The organism is Mycobacterium sp., from assembly GCF_002863225.1.
GTDB lineage: Bacteria > Actinomycetota > Actinomycetes > Mycobacteriales > Mycobacteriaceae > Mycobacterium.
This window is the reverse complement of record NZ_PKEK01000041.1, coordinates 271760-288275: the sequence shown is the minus strand read 5'-3', so window position 1 is coordinate 288275 and position 16516 is coordinate 271760. Positions and strand designations below refer to the sequence as shown.

Here is a 16516-nt window from a genome sequence, read left to right as displayed (position 1 = left end):
CCACTGGGGCGTGGCGCTGCTGCCCGCCGGGCCGAAAGGTCGGGTCAGCGTCACCAATGGCATTGCCGCGGCCGGTAATTCAGCATCCGCCCATCCCGATTCGGTGCGCCAGGTGCTGAGCTGGCTGGGCAGCACCGAAGGTAACCAGTACATCGGTCGCCAGGGCAGCGCCATTCCGGCGGTCACCGCCGCGCAACGGGTGTATTTCGACTACTGGCTGAGCAAGGGTATCGACGTGCGGCCGTTCTTCACCGTCCTCGACGGTCGGCGCATCGCCGCACCCGGCGGTGCCGGGTTCGCCGCGGGAAACCAGGTGATCAAGCCCTATTTCGACGAAATGTTCCTGGGCCGCGGCGATATCGCCACCACCCTGCACAATGCTCAAGACGCCGCCAACGCGGCAGCGGCCCGCTAACAGATCAGCGCGGCGGCGGCGGGACGTCGAACCAAATTGCCGCGGCACACACCACAAGGACGATCGACATGGCGATCCAGTCAGCCGATTTCGGCCGGGCCGGCATCGCCGAGATCATGCCGATGCCACCCCGCGCGGTGATGGCGTCACCCATCTCGTCGGCGCGTCGCAAGGTTACCGTCAGCGCCGCGGTGAGCAGGTCGACGAGCTCTGCCGCCACCCGACGCCGGCGGCTACGGCGGGTGGTCGCAACCCGCTTGGGCCGCAGACTGCGTGCGGCATAGAGCACCCGGAACTCGTCGATCAGCATCGGGAATGCCCGCAGCGCCAGCGCGATGGTGACCGCCCACTCGTCGACCGGAATCCGCACCCATCGCAGCGGCCGGCCCAAAGAGGCCACCGCAGGCGCGATTTCAGCGACATTGGTGGTCCACGACACCATTGCGCCGAGTCCCAGTAGCACAATCGACAACGCTGTGATCCGCAGGAAATTCAGCAACCCGCCAAGCCCCAGCGATGTTCCGGCCAACTGCACCACTGGACTGCCGCCGGCGGCCGCGGCCGACAAGCCACCGAGGGCCAGCAGGATCCACAGCCAGCGTGGAATGGTGGGTAGAGCACCACGCGGAATGTGCGCGAGCTTGGCGGCGGTCAGCACCAGCCCGGCGACCAGTCCGATCGCGATCCATCCCGGGAAGAATGTCAGCAGTACCGAGATGGCGGCCACGGCAAGTAGTTTGGTGCCGGCCCACAGGTCGTGCACGACTGACGTGCCGGGCACCGGACGCAGCAGAACCATCGAACGTGACGGCCGGCGCTCGGAACCGTCCTTCGGCGCCGCAGCCGTCACGACAGCTCTCCCGCGGTGGCCGAGACTTCGTGCAACACGCCGTCACGAAGGTCCACGGTGCGGGGGCACAGCTCCTCCAAGCCGACGAAGTCGTGCGAGATGACCACCACGGTCAAGCCCTGCTCGCGGCGCAGGTCTTCGATCAAGCGCACCAGACCGCTTTGTGTTTCGGCATCCAGACCCGCCAACGGCTCGTCGAGGATGAGCGCTCGCGGGGAACGGGCCAGCAGACCGGCCAGCACCACCCGGCGCATCTGGCCGCCGCTGAGTTGGTCGATGCGCCGGCTGCCCAGCGCACTGTCCAAGCCCACCACGGCCAGAGCGTTGTCGATGCGATCACGGTCCTTCGGCGAGAAGCCCGCCGCCGACGCCACTTCCCGATCGACCCGGCTGCGCATCAGCTGCAGCCTGGCCGCCTGGAACGACAGCGCCACCGCACCGACCTGCTCGTGGGTCGGCGCACCGTCCAGCAGGCAATCGCCGGTGGTCGGCACCGTCAGCCCGGCCAAAATCCACGCCAGCGTCGACTTTCCCGACCCGTTACCGCCGTGAATCAACAACCCGTCGCCCTGATGGACGGTGAAGTTGACGTCGCGCAACGCGGTCTTGGCCCACGGTGTCCCGCTGTTGTACTCGTGGCTGACGCCGGAGACCTCGAGAATCGCCGGACTGGACTCATGTCCCATCGGGGGCGTCGTCACGGGCGCAGCGATCGTCTCGACCATGCTGGTGTTGTCCCCGGACTCGCTGAGATTGATGGTGCTGTCCGCGATTTCAGCCTCAGTGCTGTAGTGGGTGATGTGCACCAGCGCCGTGCTGTGCTGCCGCTTCAGGCCGGACAACACACCCAGCAGGCTCTCGCGGCCCTCCTGGTCGACCATGCTGGTGACCTCATCGGCGATCAGCAGCGCGGGCTCGCGGGCCAGAGCGGCCGCGACCGCCAGCCGCTGCAGCTCACCGCCGGACAGACTTCCGGTGTCGCGTTCGGCGTGCGATTCCAGGCCGACTTCGCTGAGCAGCTGGGCCACATCGGTTTTGGTTCCCGGCGGCAGGCCCCACACCACGTCGTCGGCGACCCGGGTGCCCAGCACCTGACTTTCCGGATGCTGCATTACCACCGCGGTGCCGCCCATTCGGCCCAGCCCCACCGACCCGGGCCGTTCGATGACGCCCGACGTCGGTTCGCGGCCGGCCAGCACCAGCATCAGCGTGGTCTTGCCAGAGCCGTTGACCCCGGTGACCGCCAGATGTTCGCCGGCGTCGACCTGTAGGTCGACCGGCCGCAGCGCGTCGTGGGCGGTGTTGGGATAGCGGAAGCGGACCTGGTCCAAGCGCACCGGGACCGGACCCACCGGGGCGCTGTCGTGCAAGGCGTCCAGCTTGTGCACGTCGGGAATGCCGCGCATCCGGTCCAGCACCCGCGACAGCGCCCACCATCCGATCAGCGACACGACCATCAGCGAGACGACACCGTTGGCGAAGATCAGCAGCTGCCAGTAGCCCAGCGCGTGGCCGATGAACCACTGGAGTCCGTGAGCGGTCGCCTCTAAGCCATTCCCGATGCGGGTGCTGAGCGGAAACGGGTGGTCGACCACGAAACGGCCGATGGCGGTCAACACGGCGGCGAGCCCGTCGATGTTGGCCTTCACGGTGTCGAAGATCAGGTTTCGCAGTCGCGCGAGCAGCATCAGCGCGCCGACCGCGAACAGGTTGAACACCGCTCCGGCGACGAGCGAGACGACAAGCACCGTCCCGGTGCCACGGCCTCGCCGTTTGATGACGCCGGTCAGCCCGCCGACGTAGGCGCTGTTCCCGACCGTCATCAGGCCACCGAGGCCGGCGATCAGGAATGCGATCACCGCGGCGGCGACCGTCGCGGCGACCAGCACCCGGAATCGGTACCGGTAGGCCAGCAACCCCATCGGGACGGTGCCCAGCAATGACAGCGCCCCGGCGAAGGGGACGACGATCGAGATGATCGCGGTGGCCGCGCAGAGGGCGGCCATCACCGAGGACTGCGCTAGCTCGCCGGGACGCAGCGAACGGGACGAAGTCCCGGCCGCGGGGCGGGTCGCGTTCATTTCACCAATTCTGCCAGCACCCACGGGGTGTACCCCTATGCAAAACAAGGGGATTGGGTTCGAGTTAACACGACTGAAATTGCATGGTTCGTGGCCTAGATAGCCTAGCTATGCAACTATAGACGCATGACTCCATCCGCAACCAGCGAGCGCGGCGCCGCCGACGAGGCTGTCGCCGGCCTGGGCGCGGATCTGCTCGCCGTTGTCGCCCGGCTGAATCGCTACGCGACCCAACGCATCCAAATGCAGTTGCCGGCCGCGCAGGCGCGCCTGCTGTCGACGATCGACGCCCACGGCGAGGCGCGCATCTGCGACCTGGCAGCGGTCGATCACTGCTCGCAGCCGACGATGACCACGCAGGTCCGACGGCTCGAAGACGCAGGTCTGGTGACTCGAACCGTCGACCCAGGCGACGCCCGGGCCGTCCGAATCAAGATCACAGCGGAGGGCATGCAGACCCTCAACCGGGTTCGGGCCGACCGCGCCAGCGCGATCGAGCCGCAACTCGCCGGGCTCAACGCCGCCGACCGCCAGATCCTGCTGGAAGCGGTGACCGTGCTTCGCCGCCTGCTCGACGAGTCGGCAACCGTGCCGCGGCCCGGCGCATCCCGCTAGCCACCCCTCTCGCTGGGCCTGTCCGGCCCGGACGGCCCACGGCCGATGCCCGCCTCACAGCGGCGGCTGGATAATGGACTCCGGAATCAACTATTTCGGGTGAGCAAAGGGGGCGGATGTGTCGACGGGGACGTTCGACTCTCCGCTTATCGTCTGGCTCGGCGCAAACAGATTCGCCTTCCCACCTGGTCGCGACGTCACCGTCGGCGTGGACGCCGGGGCGGACGTCCGTCTCAACGGGGTGAGCGGATCGCCGGCACCGCTGGTGGTGCTGCACTTCAACGGCGGCCAGTGGATCGCTGTCGACCGCAGCGAAGCGGGCATGTACGTCGACGGGGTGCGGATGTCGACGGTCTTCATCCACCACGGTCGGGCCATCACGCTCGGCGACCCGCAGCACGGCCCGCGGTTGGTCTTCGAGCTCCCCGCCCCGCCCGCTCCGCCGCCACCGCCGCGGGTCCCGCCGCCTCCGGTGCGCCGGCCGTCCGCACCACCGCCGCCGCTGCGCCCGCCGCCGAGACCTGTCGCACAGTTCCATCCGCCGGTCCCGCCGCAGCCCCGTGTCGCGCCACCTCCGCCGGTTCCGCCGCCTCCCCCTGTTCCGCCTCCCCCGCCGGTTCCCCTGCCCCCGCCGCCGCGCCAGTGGGTCGCGCCGCCTCCCCCACCGCCGCCGCCGCGGGTCCGTCCGCAGCCTGCGCCTCCTCCGCAGCCGCCGTCGCCTCCGCAGCCGCCGGCGCCGCCACAGCCGCCACCCCCGTCGCAGCCGCTGCCGCCGTTTCCGTCGCCGCCACCGACGGTGCCCTACCAGGGCCAGCCGACAGCAGCGGTGCAGTTGCCGCCACCGGCACCCAAGCCGACAGTGACTGCCCGGCTCTCGAGTGCGATCCACAAGCTGAAGCAACGGCGCACCGAGGCCCGGCCGCCTGAGGCCGCACCGGCCACCGAGCCGGACCAGCCGGGCGAAACCCACACCGATGTGGCGGCGGCGCCAACCGAAACCCCGCCCGAATCCCCGGCTCCGACGACCATCGCCGGCCCGCTGGAGGCCCGCCGGGTACGGCTGAGCGTTGACGGCGAGCAGGCGTTGGCCGACCTGTCGTTCACCGCGTCTCCGGGCACGATCACCTCCGTCATCGGGCTTTCCGAAGCCAGCACTTCCGCTCTGGTCGATGTGCTGGCCGGCACGGTGCAACCCAGCGCGGGTGAAGTCGATTTCGACGGCCACGACGTGGCGGCCGACGACGTACGGCCGCATGTGGGCGTGGTGCCGCGCCACGATCTGCTGCGCCCGCAATTGACCGTCGAGCAGTCGCTGAACTATGCCGCCGAATTGCGTTTCGCGCCAGGCACTTCCAATGACCTGCGCCGAGAAGCCGTTCAGACGGTACTGGAGAAGCTGGAACTCGACTCACTGCGCACCGCACGGGCAGGCACCCTGACCGCCGTGCAGCGGAAGCGCGCGTCGTTGGCGCTGGAGTTGGTGACCGACCCGTCGCTGGTCGTTCTGGACGAGCCGACGGCCGGACTCGAACCCGAAGCGGCACAACAGATCACGACGGCGCTGCGACGTCTCGCCGACGAGGGGCGTGTCGTTTTGGTGGCCACGACGGCGCCGACCGGACTCGACGTCTGCGACCAGGTGGTGGTGCTGACCCCGACCGGCATCCCGGTATTCGCCGGCGCACCCGCGGAGATCGGGCCACAGTTGGGCACCACCGACTGGGACGCCATCGTCAAGCGGGCCCGAACGGACCCCTACGGCGCACACGACGAATACCTGGCCCGCCAGCAGGTGCCGCCGCCACCCGAACCCCCGCCGCCGTCGGACACCCCGACCGCTCCGGCGTTGAAGCGAAACCTGCTGCACCAGATCGCGGTTTCGATCCGTCGCCAAGCCTGGCTGACCGTCGCCGATCAACGGTACTTGGTCTTCCTCGCCATCCTGCCGATGCTGTTCGGCGCGATGTCGTTGCTGATACCCGGCGACGCGGGTCTGGGCCCGGCTAGCCGCTACGGCAGAAATCCCGACCAGGCCGTCGCGATCCTGACCGTGCTCACCCTCGGGGCCGTGGTCATGGGTACGGCCTTGGGCATCCGCGACTTGTTCGGCGAGCAGCGCATCTTCCGCCGCGAACAGGCACACGGGCTGTCGGCGTCGGCCTTTTTGGCCGGCAAGATCCTCGTGTTCAGCCTGATCGCCATCGCTCAGACCGCAACGATCACCGCTGTCGCGACCGTCGGCCACAAGGCCCCCGCCCGCGGCGGCGTGCTGCTCGGACACCACACCCTCGCGGCCAGTACAGAACTGTTCATCGCGCTGGCCGTCACCGCCATCGTGACGGCAATGGTTGCGCTCGCTTTGTCCACTCTGGCAAGGCACTTCGAGCAGATTCTGCTGACCGGCGTGTTGATCGTCCTGTTCTCCCTGGTGTTCGCCGGAGCGATGTTCCCGATCTCCGGCCGGTTCCCGCTGGAGCAGATCGCCGCCCTGATGCCGTCCCGCTGGGGCTTCGCGGCGGCCGCATCCACCGTCGACGTGCATGCGGTCAATCCCCTTGCCGAGGCTGACGATTCGTGGAAACACTCTTCCGGACAATGGCTACTGGACATGGGCCTGTTGACCGGATTCGGCGTGATCGCCACCGCGGCGCTGCGCTGGCGCTTACGACGGCCGTCGCGGCGGCATCACCAGGAGCCGATCACCTGAGTTCGTCGCGCCTGACCTCTGCCCAGAGGGCGCGGTAGCAGTGCGACGCCGCGCTGTGCGGCGCGGATGCGGTCACCGGCGCACGATGCTCGGCCATCTGTTCGATGATCGACAGCGCCGGAATGGTCGTGGTCAAGATCCCGGCTCGCTCGGTCGACAAGCGCTCCACCAGGTCGCAGTGCAGGCGCTTGCGCTTGTCCACCATCGAGAAGAAGGCGCGCACCCGCGGCTGCCGTCCTTCGAAATCGGCGACGAACTCCGTCAGTTGGTCGTAAGTGCGTACCGACAACGTCGCCGGGATCATCGGCACCAACAGGGTGTCGACCGCGTGGAGCACGTTTTCCGAGAGCAACGAGATGCTCGGCGGGCAGTCGAGGAAGACGGCGTCGTACTGACTTTCCAGCGGCCGCAACAGTTCTCGAATCCGGCGCGTCGGACGCTTCATGTCGTCGAGCTGCACGTCCAGATTCCGGTAACGGAAGTCCGCGGGCACCAGATCCAGGCCGTCGAAATCCGTGGCCTTGATCGCGTCGTCCAGCGATCGTGACCCCTCCACCAGCGCCCGGCCGCCACCTTTGACCTCGGGCCGCACCCGGAACATGAACGTCGCCGCGCCCTGCGGGTCGAGGTCCCACAGCAGCACGTTGAGTCCGTCGAGCGCCGCCAGATGCGCCAGGTTCACCGCCGCCGACGTCTTACCGACACCGCCCTTGATGTTGTAGGTGGCATAGACCTTCATCGGCGCACCAATGCCTTGACACGGGCCCGATTCTCGTCGGAGAGGAAGGGCTGCAGCCGCCCGGCCAGCGCGGCCCGCGCACCGAGCTGATGGGCGTCGAGCTGAGCGGCCATCTCCCCCATCGCCAGCAGCGTCTTGGGGGGCGCCGCGCCCTGTTCCATCATCGCGGCGGCGAATTCGTGCACGGCTTCGCGCTGCACCTCGCCGTCCTGGAAGTCACCGAGGGTGTCCTGCAGCGACTTGAGCTCTTTGAGCAAGGCCCGGTGGGGCGCACTCTCGCACACCGGTTTGAAGACCTCGAGCAGGTAACGCAATTCCTTGCACCGCTTGCGCAGCGCGTGGACGTCGTCGCTGGGCGAGTCCTCGGTGATCCGACTGCCCCGCCGCGCGGCGTTGCGGTAGGCCCGCGTGAGTCGCTGACGTGCCAGCGCCGCGACCGTGGGACCGGCGCCGGCGCCGGTGCTCACTTCGGCCAGCTCGGCGCGCCAGTCGCCGAGCAGATTGTGGAACCGTTTCGAGCGCAGGCCGCGTACCAGGCGACGCCGTTCCGCAGCGCGGTGCGAGACCAGAAAGGACCGAAACGGGTCGAGGTCGCCGGGGTCGGCAGAGGTCAGCCGGGCCGTCATCGAGTCGAGCTCGAACAGGTAGACGTCCAGGTCGCGGACCGGGGTGGTCAGATCGCCGAGCCACTTGAAATCCGGTGCGTAACGCTCGGCGAGCTGATTGGGCAGCACGTCGCCGACGAGCTTGAGAATCGATCGGGTGCGACGGACCGCGACGCGCAGGTCGTGCAGGAATTCGATGTCGATCGAGGCGATGGTTCCCGGCACATTCTCCTCGATTGCCGCCGCGAATCCGTCCAGGATGCCGGTGATGGCAACGGCGGCAACAGCTTTCGGTCGTAGCGGCGAAACGGAGGCGGTTCCGTTGGTGGGCCCGCGGACCGCGTGGGTCAGCGCGAGGTCATACGGCGTCGTCGCGACGGCACTGAACCCGTCGATCTTCGCCAGCCGCCGCGCGATGCGATCGCCGTCGGCGTCGTAACCGCGCAGCGGTTGGATGCGCAACTGGCTGGTGCCGTCGGCGACACTGTCGGTGAGCAACCGAGCCACCGTCTTCTCGTCGGCATCGAGCACCCGGCTTTCCTGGGAGGCCGCCTGCACGGTGACGACCGGCACCAGCGCCCGCGGCGCGATCAGCGGTGCCAGTGCGTCACGGACCGGGCCGGGGGGCAGCTCGTGCACCTGCGCCGGCCACTTCGCGGCCCGCGGCGCCTGCAAACGGACCCCGTCGGGCAGCTGCAGGACCAGCGGCCCGTTGTCGGCGAAGTGCAGCGAGATACCGGCCGAGTGCAACCGCCAGTCGAAAGTGTCCAGCCAGGTGCGTGACACGGTCGTGTATTCGCCGGCAGCCACAGTGAACTTCGGGGCCAAGGCAGCGGCCACGGTGTCGATGTCGACCGCGCCCTCCTTGCTGAATGCGCGGGATATCCCGCTCATGGCTCACCTTCCTGGGGGACGCGCGACCGCGACTGCGCGACGAACTATAAACACTGCGGGTTAACGGAGCGGCCAGTTCGGTGTAGATCCCGGCGTCTCGATTCTCATCGGTTACCGTCGGGTATGACCACCATTGCGGAACATTTGCGCAACTCTCTCGACGGACGCTTTCGTGACGTGAAGAACCAGATGCGTCAGCGGCTCTCCGAAGACCTCTTCCGTCCGCACTACACGCCGAACACGGTGATCGCGCGCACCAAGGTGGCCGAGCAGATGAGCATCATGGCCGCCTCGGGTGAGGCCGACGACGGCTTCCGCAAAGAGCACGGCGGCAACGGCAACGTCGGCGCCGCGGTGACGATGATCGAGATGCTGGCGATGTCGGATCTGTCGCTGATGGTCAAGGCGGGCGTGCAGTGGGGCCTGTTCGGCGGGGCCGTCGAGAATCTGGGCACCGAGCGCCACCACGAGGCGTATGTGAAGAAAATCATCAGCCTCGAGCTGCCCGGTTGTTTTGCGATGACCGAGACCGGCCACGGCAGCGACGTCCAGGCGCTGGAGACGACGGCGACCTACGACGCCGAGACCCAAGAGTTCGTCATCCACTCGGAGACTCCGAACGCGCGCAAGGACTACATCGGCGGCGCAGCCGAAACAGCCGTCATCGCCGCGGTTTTCGCGCAACTCATCACCACCGAGAACGGTGAGCAGGTCAATCACGGGGTGCACTGCGTGCTGGTGCCGATCCGCGACGCCGAGGGCAACGACCTGCCTGGCGTGACGACATCGGACTGTCAGTACAAGGGCGGCCTGCCCGGCGTCGACAACGGCCGCATCGTGTTCGACCACGTCCGGGTGCCGAGGGTGAACCTGCTCAACAAATACGGCGATGTCGAGGCCGACGGCACGTACACCTCGCCGATCGAAAATCCCAACCGGCGGTTCTTCACCATGATCGGCACCCTGATCCGCGGGCGGGTGACCGTCGGGGGCAGCGCCGGCGCCGCGGCCCGGGTGGCGCTCGACATCGCGACCCGATATGCCTTGCAGCGCAAGCAGTTCAGCGCACCGGACGATGACGGCGAAGTGCTCATCATGGATTACCTGGTGCATCAGCGCCGGCTGTTCCCGCTGATCGCCAAGTCGTACGCACTGCAGTTCGCGCAGAACGAACTGGTCTCCAAGTGCCACGATCTGCAGACCACCGACTCCCCCGACGCCGAGGAGCAGCGGGAACTCGAGTCGCGCGCCGCCGGCCTGAAGGCGGCCAACACCTGGCACGCCTCCACCGCCATCCAGGAGTCCCGCGAAGCGTGTGGCGGCGCCGGGTACATGGCCGACAACCGGCTGATCGCGCTGCGCGCCGACACCGACGTGTTCACCACCTTCGAAGGTGACAACCACGTGCTGACCCAGCTGGTCGCCAAGGAGTTGCTCACCGCCTACGCCGACGACATCAAGAGCATGAGCCCGGTGGAGTGGGTGCGGTTCGCCGCCAACTTCGCCGGCGAGCGGGTGCTGAAACGCACTGCGGCCGAAACGATCATCCAGACCGTCATCGACGCCCGGCAGGACAACGAGGAAGAAGGCAGCCTGTTCAACCGGGGCACTCAGGTCCAGATGTTCGAGGACCGGGAGCAGTACATCATCGCCTCGGTGGCGCGCCGGCTGCAGGCCAAATCGAAGGAGATGTCGGCGTTCGACGCGTTCAACTCGGTGCAGGACCACGTGCTGCACGCCGCGCGGGCGCACATCGACCGGGTGGTGCTGGAGGCCTTCGTCGCCGGGATCGACGCCTGCGAAAACGACGAGGCCCGTGAGGTTCTCGAGCTGGTCTGCGACCTCTACGCGCTGACCGTGATCGAGGATGACAAAGCCTGGTACGTCGAGCACCGCTTCCTGTCGACCGAGCGCGCCAAGGCGGTCACCCGCGGCATCAACGACCGGTGCCGACTGCTGCGCCCGCACGCGGAACTGCTCGTCGACGGGTTCGGCATCCCCGAATCTCTGCGCTACGCGGACATGCTGCACCCCGAGCAGCCGTCCAGCGCCGAATCGGATGAGACCGGCGCTTCTGATTCGGCCTTGCTCCAGGCTTGAGCCGCGCGCCGGCGCATCGAGCAAAACTCACCGCGAGCAAAACCTTCGGACCAGCAGTCCCGTGGGGTATTCGTCTGCCCATGACCACTGCCATCACCTCGAATGAACTGCGGGAACGGATCGCCTCGGACACCCCGCCACGGATCCTCGACGTGCGGACACCGGCGGAGTTCGAGAGCTCTCACATCGACGGCTCGCTGAACGTGCCGCTCGATGTGCTCAACGAACACGGCCCGAAGGTCGCCGAGCGGCTCGACCAGAGCGATGACCTCGTTCTGGTGTGCCGCTCGGGCCAACGGGCGACCCAAGCGCAGGAGCTTCTGCAGCGCGCGGGCGTCGACGGCGGCAGCGTCCTGGAAAAAGGGATCAGCGACTGGGAAAGGCAGGGGTACGAGGTCAACCGTGGCGCTCAGCGGTGGGATCTGGAGCGCCAGGTCCGCCTGGTCGCCGGTTCCATCGTGCTGTCGTCGGTACTGGGAAGCATTGCGATACCTCGGCTGAAGTGGCTGGCCGCCGCGATCGGTGGCGGCCTGACCTACGCCGCCGTCTCCAACACCTGCGCGATGGGAACGGCGCTGTCGAAGTTGCCGTACAACCGTGGTGCGTCGACCGACACCGAAACGGTTCTTTCCCAGCTGGCGTCCGGGCCGAACGGCAATCGATAAAATCACCGCAAGTTATGGTCAGACCACCAGGTAGACCGGCGTCGAACGACATTCGGCGCCCCAGCGCGATAGGCTCAACACCGTGAATCCCAACCCCGATTACGACGCGAGCGACGAGCTGGAATACGGCATTGCGGCCTTCGCGTGGCTGCTGCGGGGCAACTACCCACCGCCGTCCTACGCGCCGGACCTCGGCAACGCCGACAACGGCTGACTACTGCGGCGGCGGCACGTAGCTGCCCGCCGTGTTGCGCAGCGCCCAGAGCTGAGCCGGGCAATAGATGTTGACCGCGTTTGAGATCAGGTAGTTGGCCGAGTACTCGTCATTGGGTAATACGTCACGCTTCACGTCGCCGATCACCTGGCCGTAGCCGGCCCCGCCGGTGATCTTGTCGCAGATGCCGTGGGCGTAGCTGATCGCATCGGCGGTGTTCGCGAAGCTGTATTGCTTACGCACCGTCGTGTCGTAGATGAACTCGATGTCGGGTGCTGGAACGGCTTGCGCGTGCGGCGCCGGCAGGGCACCGGTCAACGACGCGGCGACGACAAGGCTGCTCAACAGCATTGCGCGCCTCATTGGTCGGGCTGCCCGTAGACGGCGACCAGCACACTGCGGTCGAAGCTGTTCTCCGACCACACCCCGATCTGAGTGTTGGCGCAGTTCGACATGATTGCCATGTAATCGGGTCGGTAGTACCAATTCCCGATCACGTCGAGGTCGTTGATCGCCAGCGAATTGTTGATCGCCACGGTTTCAGCCACCCTGCCGCGGTAGCCCGCGTCCCGGGCCCGGTCGGCCACTGACGAGCCGTCGGATCCGACGTCGGCGTCGAGGCCTCGATTGTTGAGCACATCAACGGTCTGGCGTTGCGCGGCGGCCTCCAGCTGCGGGTTCTTCTTGAGCTTGGTGGTGCAGCCGTGCTGGAACTTGATCGTGTCGACATTGGTCACGATGCCGTTGTTGAGCCGGTCGTTGTTACCGGGAACTCCCGGAGCGGCCGACGCGGCGGCGACCGGCGCGACGAGCCCGAGCGCCAGCGGTATCGAGATGATCCGCACGAGTTCACGAATGCGCTTGTCAGTCATGACATCTCATTTCTCGGGTGTTAGCGAATGTTCGCCGCGAGATCGCCGGACATGGCGCTCAGCTGCCGGGACCAGGTCGGCCAGTCGTTGCCGCCACCACGCCCCAGATCGAAGTGGGCGTTGGTGCCACCGACGTCCCGGAAGTGTGAGTAGAACGTTGCGTTGGTGCCCTGGGCGATATCGGCGTTGCCGGCCATCGCGCCCTGGTCGGTCGGGGCCCCGCTGCCCGGGCTGTAGACCCACAGCCGAGTGTTGTTGTCCACCAACTGCTGGACGTTCTGATTCGGTGAGTGCCATTTCCAGCGACCGAGCTGGGGCGCGCCCCACATGGCGCCGCTGTCGGCTCCGCCTTGCAGGAGACAATTCCTGATCGCCCCATCCACCGCGGTCCGTTCGGGGGCAAGATAGCCCGACAACGATCCGGCGTAGCGGAACCGGTCGGGATGGAAAGTGGCCAGCGCCGCCGCGGCGTATCCGCCCTGCGAGACACCGACCACACCATGCCCGCCGGGTGCCAAACCCTTGTTGGCGGCCAGCCAGTCGGGAAGCTCGGTCGACAGGAACGTCTCCCACTGTTTGCTGCCGTCCTGCTCCCAGTTGGTGTACATGCTGTACGCGCCGCCGGCCGGGGCGACCACCGAAATGCCTTTACCGGCAAGGGTATTGAATCCGTTGCCGGCGGTGGCCCAGTTGCTCACGTCCGGTGCAGCATTGAAACCGTCGAGCAGATACGCCGCGTGCGGCCCACCGGCCAGGAACTGCACCGGAATATCGCGGCCCATCGACGCCGATGGCACCCGCAGTGTCTCGAAGCCGGCGGCTCTCGTCACACCGGTTGCGCCCGAAACCGCAGTCGCGGCACACCATCCGACAACCAGCGTGACCACCGACAGCCGCCGGATCGTCCGCGTCAAACGTGTCATCTTCGCCTCACCTGTCCTCGGTCACACCGGGTCGAACTGTGAAATCAGCCAGCGGCCATGGACTTTGTCGAGCGTGACACGAACACTCGACGTGCTCTGCGTCGGCGCATCGTTGCCGATGGTGGTGGTCTGGTCGACGAAAACCAGTACCACAGCGTGCTTTCCGGTCGCTGACACCGATGCCGCCGAGGGCACCGTGGCCACCGCAGTGATGTGCTGCTGCTTGGCTCCCGGCGCCACGACGTCGGAGACCAGCTGGGTGTACTGCTGCCGGAACGGCTCCGCGAGCCGGTCGGCGGCGGCCTTCAATTCCTGGTCCACCGTTTCCGGCTTGTAGGACAGGATCGCGATCGTACTTTCCGAAGCGGCCTGCACCGATTGCTCCAGCGCCAGCCGTGCTTCGCGTGCAGCATGATCAAGCCAGGTCAGGTAACCGGCACCCGCCCCGATCAGCACCGCCAACGCGGGAAGCAGCACGGTGAGCAGACGGGTCCAGTCGCGCTTGCGCGGCGCGGATTCCTTTTTGTCGACGTCCTCGGCTGCGTCGTCGCCGTCGACCTGGTCTGCCTCTGCGCCGTCTTCGACGGCAGCGGCCTCGTCGTCGCGCTCGTCCACCGACGGGTCGTCAACGGACGGATCCACGTCGTCAGACATCGCGGACTCCTCCTCCTGTGCCGTCAACGCGGTTCGGCCACTCACGGCACGAACTCGACTTTCGACACCTTGGCACTATCCCCGGTCCTGTCGACGGTCAACCGCATCCGCCACCGACGAGGTTCCTGATCCGGCGGCGCTCCGGCCAACGACGTCTTCACCGCCACCGCCACCAACACCTGAGCCTGGTCGGCTGTAGCGGACACTATCCCCGCCTCGGCGATGTTGCCCTCGGTTTTCGACTGGACCTTCTTCACGACTTCGATGAACGGCTTGGAACGGTTCTCGTACTCCTCGTGGAAGGCACCGGTCACCGAATCCAGCACGCGCTTGATGTCCGCATCGACCTCGGCGTGGTCGATCGTGGTGAGGTTGATCGCAGTCTGGCGCGCGACCTGGACGAAGAGGGCGCGGCGCTCCTGGGTCTGCTGGTCGCCGTAGTAGCGGTATCCCAGCCAGCCGGCCAGCGCCCCCAGCGTCACGACCGCCACCAGACTCACCGCGATCAGGCCGCGGGTGCCCGAGAGTGACTGGCGGACCGACCTTTTCGGCTTCGGCTCGTCGTCCTGGTCGGGCTCGGAGGCCTCGGCATCCTCGGCGTCGACAGCGTCCTCGGCGCCCTCGGCGTCGGGTGTCTCGGCCGTGGCTTCCGCGTCGGCCTCGGCGTCGGCTAGGGATTCGGTTTCTTCGGCGGCACCATCATGCTCTGCCATGTCTTGCCTTTCATTCCGGCGGCCAAGTCGGAATCGCTGAAGTGACGACCGTCCGGCCCGACGTAGTTCCCGGTCAGGGGATCGTAGGGAATTGCGAGCACCGGTTTCGGCGCCGCGGGGTCAACGGGCGGGTGCCAGTGCTCGCCCGGCGAATACGGGGCCACGCCGCCCTTGGGGTACTGCGGCACACCCTGGCCGCTCAACGTCGCGTTCGGATCGCCCTTCCAGAACAAGCCGTCGTTCAGTGGAACGTACTGCTCGTCGCTCTCGCACATCTCGACCGTGGGCGCACGTTTACCCGGCTTCGTTTCACACGGCACGTTGCGAACACCGCGGACGTTCATGTCGGAGTTCTGCGGGATGCGGCAGTACAACTCGCCGTTGGTGCGGTCGGGATAGTCCTCGCGGACCGGAATGCGCTGTTGCTGAACCGGCAAGAACCCCGCGTTGCACGGTGGCGGCGAGTTGAGGTTCAGGTTGAAGTCGAGATAGATGCCCTTGTAATCCATTTTGGCGACCCGGTCCGGCACAATGATCGACGACATCACCGCGGTCCCCTGCGGGAACATCACCAACAACTGCTCGAGGTCGTTGCGGTAGTTCACCGTGATCGTGCCCAGGCTGACCAGATTCGACAACAGCACCGGCAGAGTCGGTGCCAGCCGGTCGAACAGCGCGGTGCCCTCGTCGAGTGCCGGGCCGGCGGTGTTGAGCAAGTCCGCGAGCCGGCTGTCCTGTTCCTTCACCTGACTGGTGATGGCATTCACCCGCCGCGCCCAGGTCGCGATCGAATCCGAGGTTCGCACTTGCGAACTGGCCACCGGAGGGAACTCGTCGATCAGGCGGGAGAACGAGTCGGTGGTCTTGCCGGCGTCGATCGCCAACGCCGTGCCGCCGTCGATGAGGCGGGACAGTTCCGGGCCCAGACCCGCGACGGCTTTGGATGCCTCTTCGACGACCGTGTGCAGGTTGTCCTGCGGGATCGCGACGAGCGCCTTGTTGGTGATGTCGAGCAGCTTGCCGATATCGACCGGGATCTGTGTTCTGCCAACCGCGATCACGTCACCGTCGCGCAGTTTCGGGCCGGTGTCCGACACGGTGCCGGACCGCGGTGTCAGCTCCAGGAACTGCTCCCCGACCGCCGAGCGGCTGTGCACCGCGGCGGTCAGGTCGCGGGGAATCGCGATGTCGGACTTCAGCGAGAGCACGGCCTGAACCCCGGTCTGGGTGACGTCGACCGACTTGACGGTCCCGACCTCGCTGCCGCGATAGTTCACCACCGACGTCGGATACAACCCACCCGAGGCGGGCAGGTCGACCTTCACCGTGTACCGGCCGATACCAAGCAGCGCAGGCACTTTGATGAAGCCGAAGGCCATCACACCGATCGACAGAACCGTGACGGATGCCAAGATCGCCAGCTGGGTCCACACGCCGCGAGACAGCCGCAGCTTGCTCGAACTCGCCAT

Annotated in this window: 14 protein-coding genes and 2 pseudogenes; 6 read left to right on the top strand and 10 right to left on the bottom strand. The window is 67.1% G+C overall.

Annotated elements, in window-relative coordinates; genetic code table 11:
• Positions 1–415: pseudogene (locus CYU59_RS13640) on the top strand (extracellular solute-binding protein); the annotation flags it as partial.
• Between the two features lie 4 nt (positions 416–419).
• On the opposite strand, the gene CYU59_RS13635 reads toward CYU59_RS13640, so the two are convergent.
• Together CYU59_RS13635 and CYU59_RS13630 are read right to left on the bottom strand one after the other, a co-directional pair.
• Positions 420–1214 carry an energy-coupling factor transporter transmembrane protein EcfT gene (locus CYU59_RS13635; protein ID WP_292990324.1) on the bottom strand — a complete coding sequence of 265 codons (795 nt, stop codon included), beginning with the start codon at positions 1212–1214 and terminating at the stop codon, positions 420–422.
• A 47-nt stretch (positions 1215–1261) separates the two neighbouring features.
• A complete protein-coding gene (locus CYU59_RS13630) occupies positions 1262–3346 on the bottom strand; it encodes an ATP-binding cassette domain-containing protein (RefSeq protein ID WP_292990274.1) in 2085 nt (694 codons plus the stop codon).
• 126 nt (positions 3347–3472) lie between these two features.
• On the opposite strand from CYU59_RS13630, the gene CYU59_RS13625 reads away from it, so the two are divergent.
• Positions 3473–3961: a MarR family transcriptional regulator gene (locus CYU59_RS13625; RefSeq protein ID WP_292990272.1), complete on the top strand. Its 489-nt coding sequence runs from the start codon at positions 3473–3475 to the stop codon at positions 3959–3961.
• A gap of 118 nt (positions 3962–4079) precedes the next feature.
• The gene (locus CYU59_RS13620; RefSeq protein WP_292990269.1) at positions 4080–6668 is read left to right on the top strand and encodes an ATP-binding cassette domain-containing protein; all 2589 of its coding nucleotides are present in this window, start codon (positions 4080–4082) and stop codon (positions 6666–6668) included.
• Here the strand turns inward: CYU59_RS13620 and CYU59_RS13615 are convergent.
• Together CYU59_RS13615 and CYU59_RS13610 are read right to left on the bottom strand one after the other, a co-directional pair.
• Positions 6661–7407, bottom strand: coding sequence for a ParA family protein (locus tag CYU59_RS13615; RefSeq protein WP_292990266.1), 747 nt, complete (start codon positions 7405–7407; stop codon positions 6661–6663). The genes CYU59_RS13620 and CYU59_RS13615 overlap by 8 nt on opposite strands.
• Entirely contained in the window at positions 7404–8906 is a 1503-nt protein-coding gene (locus tag CYU59_RS13610; RefSeq protein WP_292990263.1) for a CHAD domain-containing protein, read from the bottom strand. The genes CYU59_RS13615 and CYU59_RS13610 overlap by 4 nt, the downstream gene beginning before the upstream one ends.
• A gap of 123 nt (positions 8907–9029) precedes the next feature.
• Here CYU59_RS13610 and CYU59_RS13605 point away from each other — a divergent pair, with 123 nt between their 5' ends.
• The 3 genes and pseudogenes from CYU59_RS13605 to CYU59_RS13595 form a co-directional block, all read left to right on the top strand.
• Entirely contained in the window at positions 9030–11006 is a 1977-nt protein-coding gene (locus CYU59_RS13605) for an acyl-CoA dehydrogenase (protein WP_292990260.1), read from the top strand.
• A gap of 80 nt (positions 11007–11086) precedes the next feature.
• The gene (locus CYU59_RS13600; protein ID WP_292990257.1) at positions 11087–11671 is read left to right on the top strand and encodes a rhodanese-like domain-containing protein; all 585 of its coding nucleotides are present in this window, start codon (positions 11087–11089) and stop codon (positions 11669–11671) included.
• An 82-nt stretch (positions 11672–11753) separates the two neighbouring features.
• A pseudogene (locus CYU59_RS13595) lies at positions 11754–11885 on the top strand (hypothetical protein); the annotation flags it as partial.
• Here the strand turns inward: CYU59_RS13595 and CYU59_RS13590 are convergent.
• Genes CYU59_RS13590 through CYU59_RS13565 form a run of 6 tightly spaced genes read right to left on the bottom strand, consistent with a single transcriptional unit; the run spans position 11886 to position 16516 of the window.
• Entirely contained in the window at positions 11886–12236 is a 351-nt protein-coding gene (locus CYU59_RS13590; protein ID WP_292990254.1) for a DUF732 domain-containing protein, read from the bottom strand.
• An 8-nt stretch (positions 12237–12244) separates the two neighbouring features.
• A complete protein-coding gene (locus tag CYU59_RS13585; protein WP_292990252.1) occupies positions 12245–12757 on the bottom strand; it encodes a CAP domain-containing protein in 513 nt (170 codons plus the stop codon).
• 20 nt (positions 12758–12777) lie between these two features.
• Positions 12778–13680 carry an alpha/beta hydrolase family protein gene (locus tag CYU59_RS13580; protein ID WP_292990250.1) on the bottom strand — a complete coding sequence of 301 codons (903 nt, stop codon included), beginning with the start codon at positions 13678–13680 and terminating at the stop codon, positions 12778–12780.
• Between the two features lie 21 nt (positions 13681–13701).
• Complete coding sequence (locus tag CYU59_RS13575) at positions 13702–14334, bottom strand: hypothetical protein (protein WP_292990248.1); 633 nt, start codon at positions 14332–14334, stop codon at positions 13702–13704.
• Positions 14335–14375: 41 nt separating this feature from the next.
• Positions 14376–15047 carry an Mce protein gene (locus CYU59_RS13570; RefSeq protein ID WP_292990246.1) on the bottom strand — a complete coding sequence of 224 codons (672 nt, stop codon included), beginning with the start codon at positions 15045–15047 and terminating at the stop codon, positions 14376–14378.
• The gene (locus CYU59_RS13565) at positions 15005–16516 is read right to left on the bottom strand and encodes an MlaD family protein (RefSeq protein ID WP_292990243.1); all 1512 of its coding nucleotides are present in this window, start codon (positions 16514–16516) and stop codon (positions 15005–15007) included. Before CYU59_RS13565 ends, CYU59_RS13570 begins: the two co-directional genes overlap by 43 nt.

Coding starts and splice junctions, on each gene's coding strand:
- CYU59_RS13565 (WP_292990243.1), bottom strand. CDS start 16,516: ATGGCGAGTTCGAGCAAGCTGCGGCTGTCTCGCGGCGTGTGGACCCAG.
- CYU59_RS13590 (WP_292990254.1), bottom strand. CDS start 12,236: ATGCTGTTGAGCAGCCTTGTCGTCGCCGCGTCGTTGACCGGTGCCCTG.
- CYU59_RS13600 (WP_292990257.1), top strand. CDS start 11,087: ATGACCACTGCCATCACCTCGAATGAACTGCGGGAACGGATCGCCTCG.
- CYU59_RS13605 (WP_292990260.1), top strand. CDS start 9,030: ATGACCACCATTGCGGAACATTTGCGCAACTCTCTCGACGGACGCTTT.
- CYU59_RS13575 (WP_292990248.1), bottom strand. CDS start 14,334: ATGTCTGACGACGTGGATCCGTCCGTTGACGACCCGTCGGTGGACGAG.
- CYU59_RS13580 (WP_292990250.1), bottom strand. CDS start 13,680: ATGACACGTTTGACGCGGACGATCCGGCGGCTGTCGGTGGTCACGCTG.
- CYU59_RS13615 (WP_292990266.1), bottom strand. CDS start 7,407: ATGAAGGTCTATGCCACCTACAACATCAAGGGCGGTGTCGGTAAGACG.
- CYU59_RS13570 (WP_292990246.1), bottom strand. CDS start 15,047: ATGGCAGAGCATGATGGTGCCGCCGAAGAAACCGAATCCCTAGCCGAC.
- CYU59_RS13630 (WP_292990274.1), bottom strand. CDS start 3,346: ATGAACGCGACCCGCCCCGCGGCCGGGACTTCGTCCCGTTCGCTGCGT.
- CYU59_RS13635 (WP_292990324.1), bottom strand. CDS start 1,214: ATGGTTCTGCTGCGTCCGGTGCCCGGCACGTCAGTCGTGCACGACCTG.
- CYU59_RS13610 (WP_292990263.1), bottom strand. CDS start 8,906: ATGAGCGGGATATCCCGCGCATTCAGCAAGGAGGGCGCGGTCGACATC.
- CYU59_RS13625 (WP_292990272.1), top strand. CDS start 3,473: ATGACTCCATCCGCAACCAGCGAGCGCGGCGCCGCCGACGAGGCTGTC.
- CYU59_RS13585 (WP_292990252.1), bottom strand. CDS start 12,757: ATGACTGACAAGCGCATTCGTGAACTCGTGCGGATCATCTCGATACCG.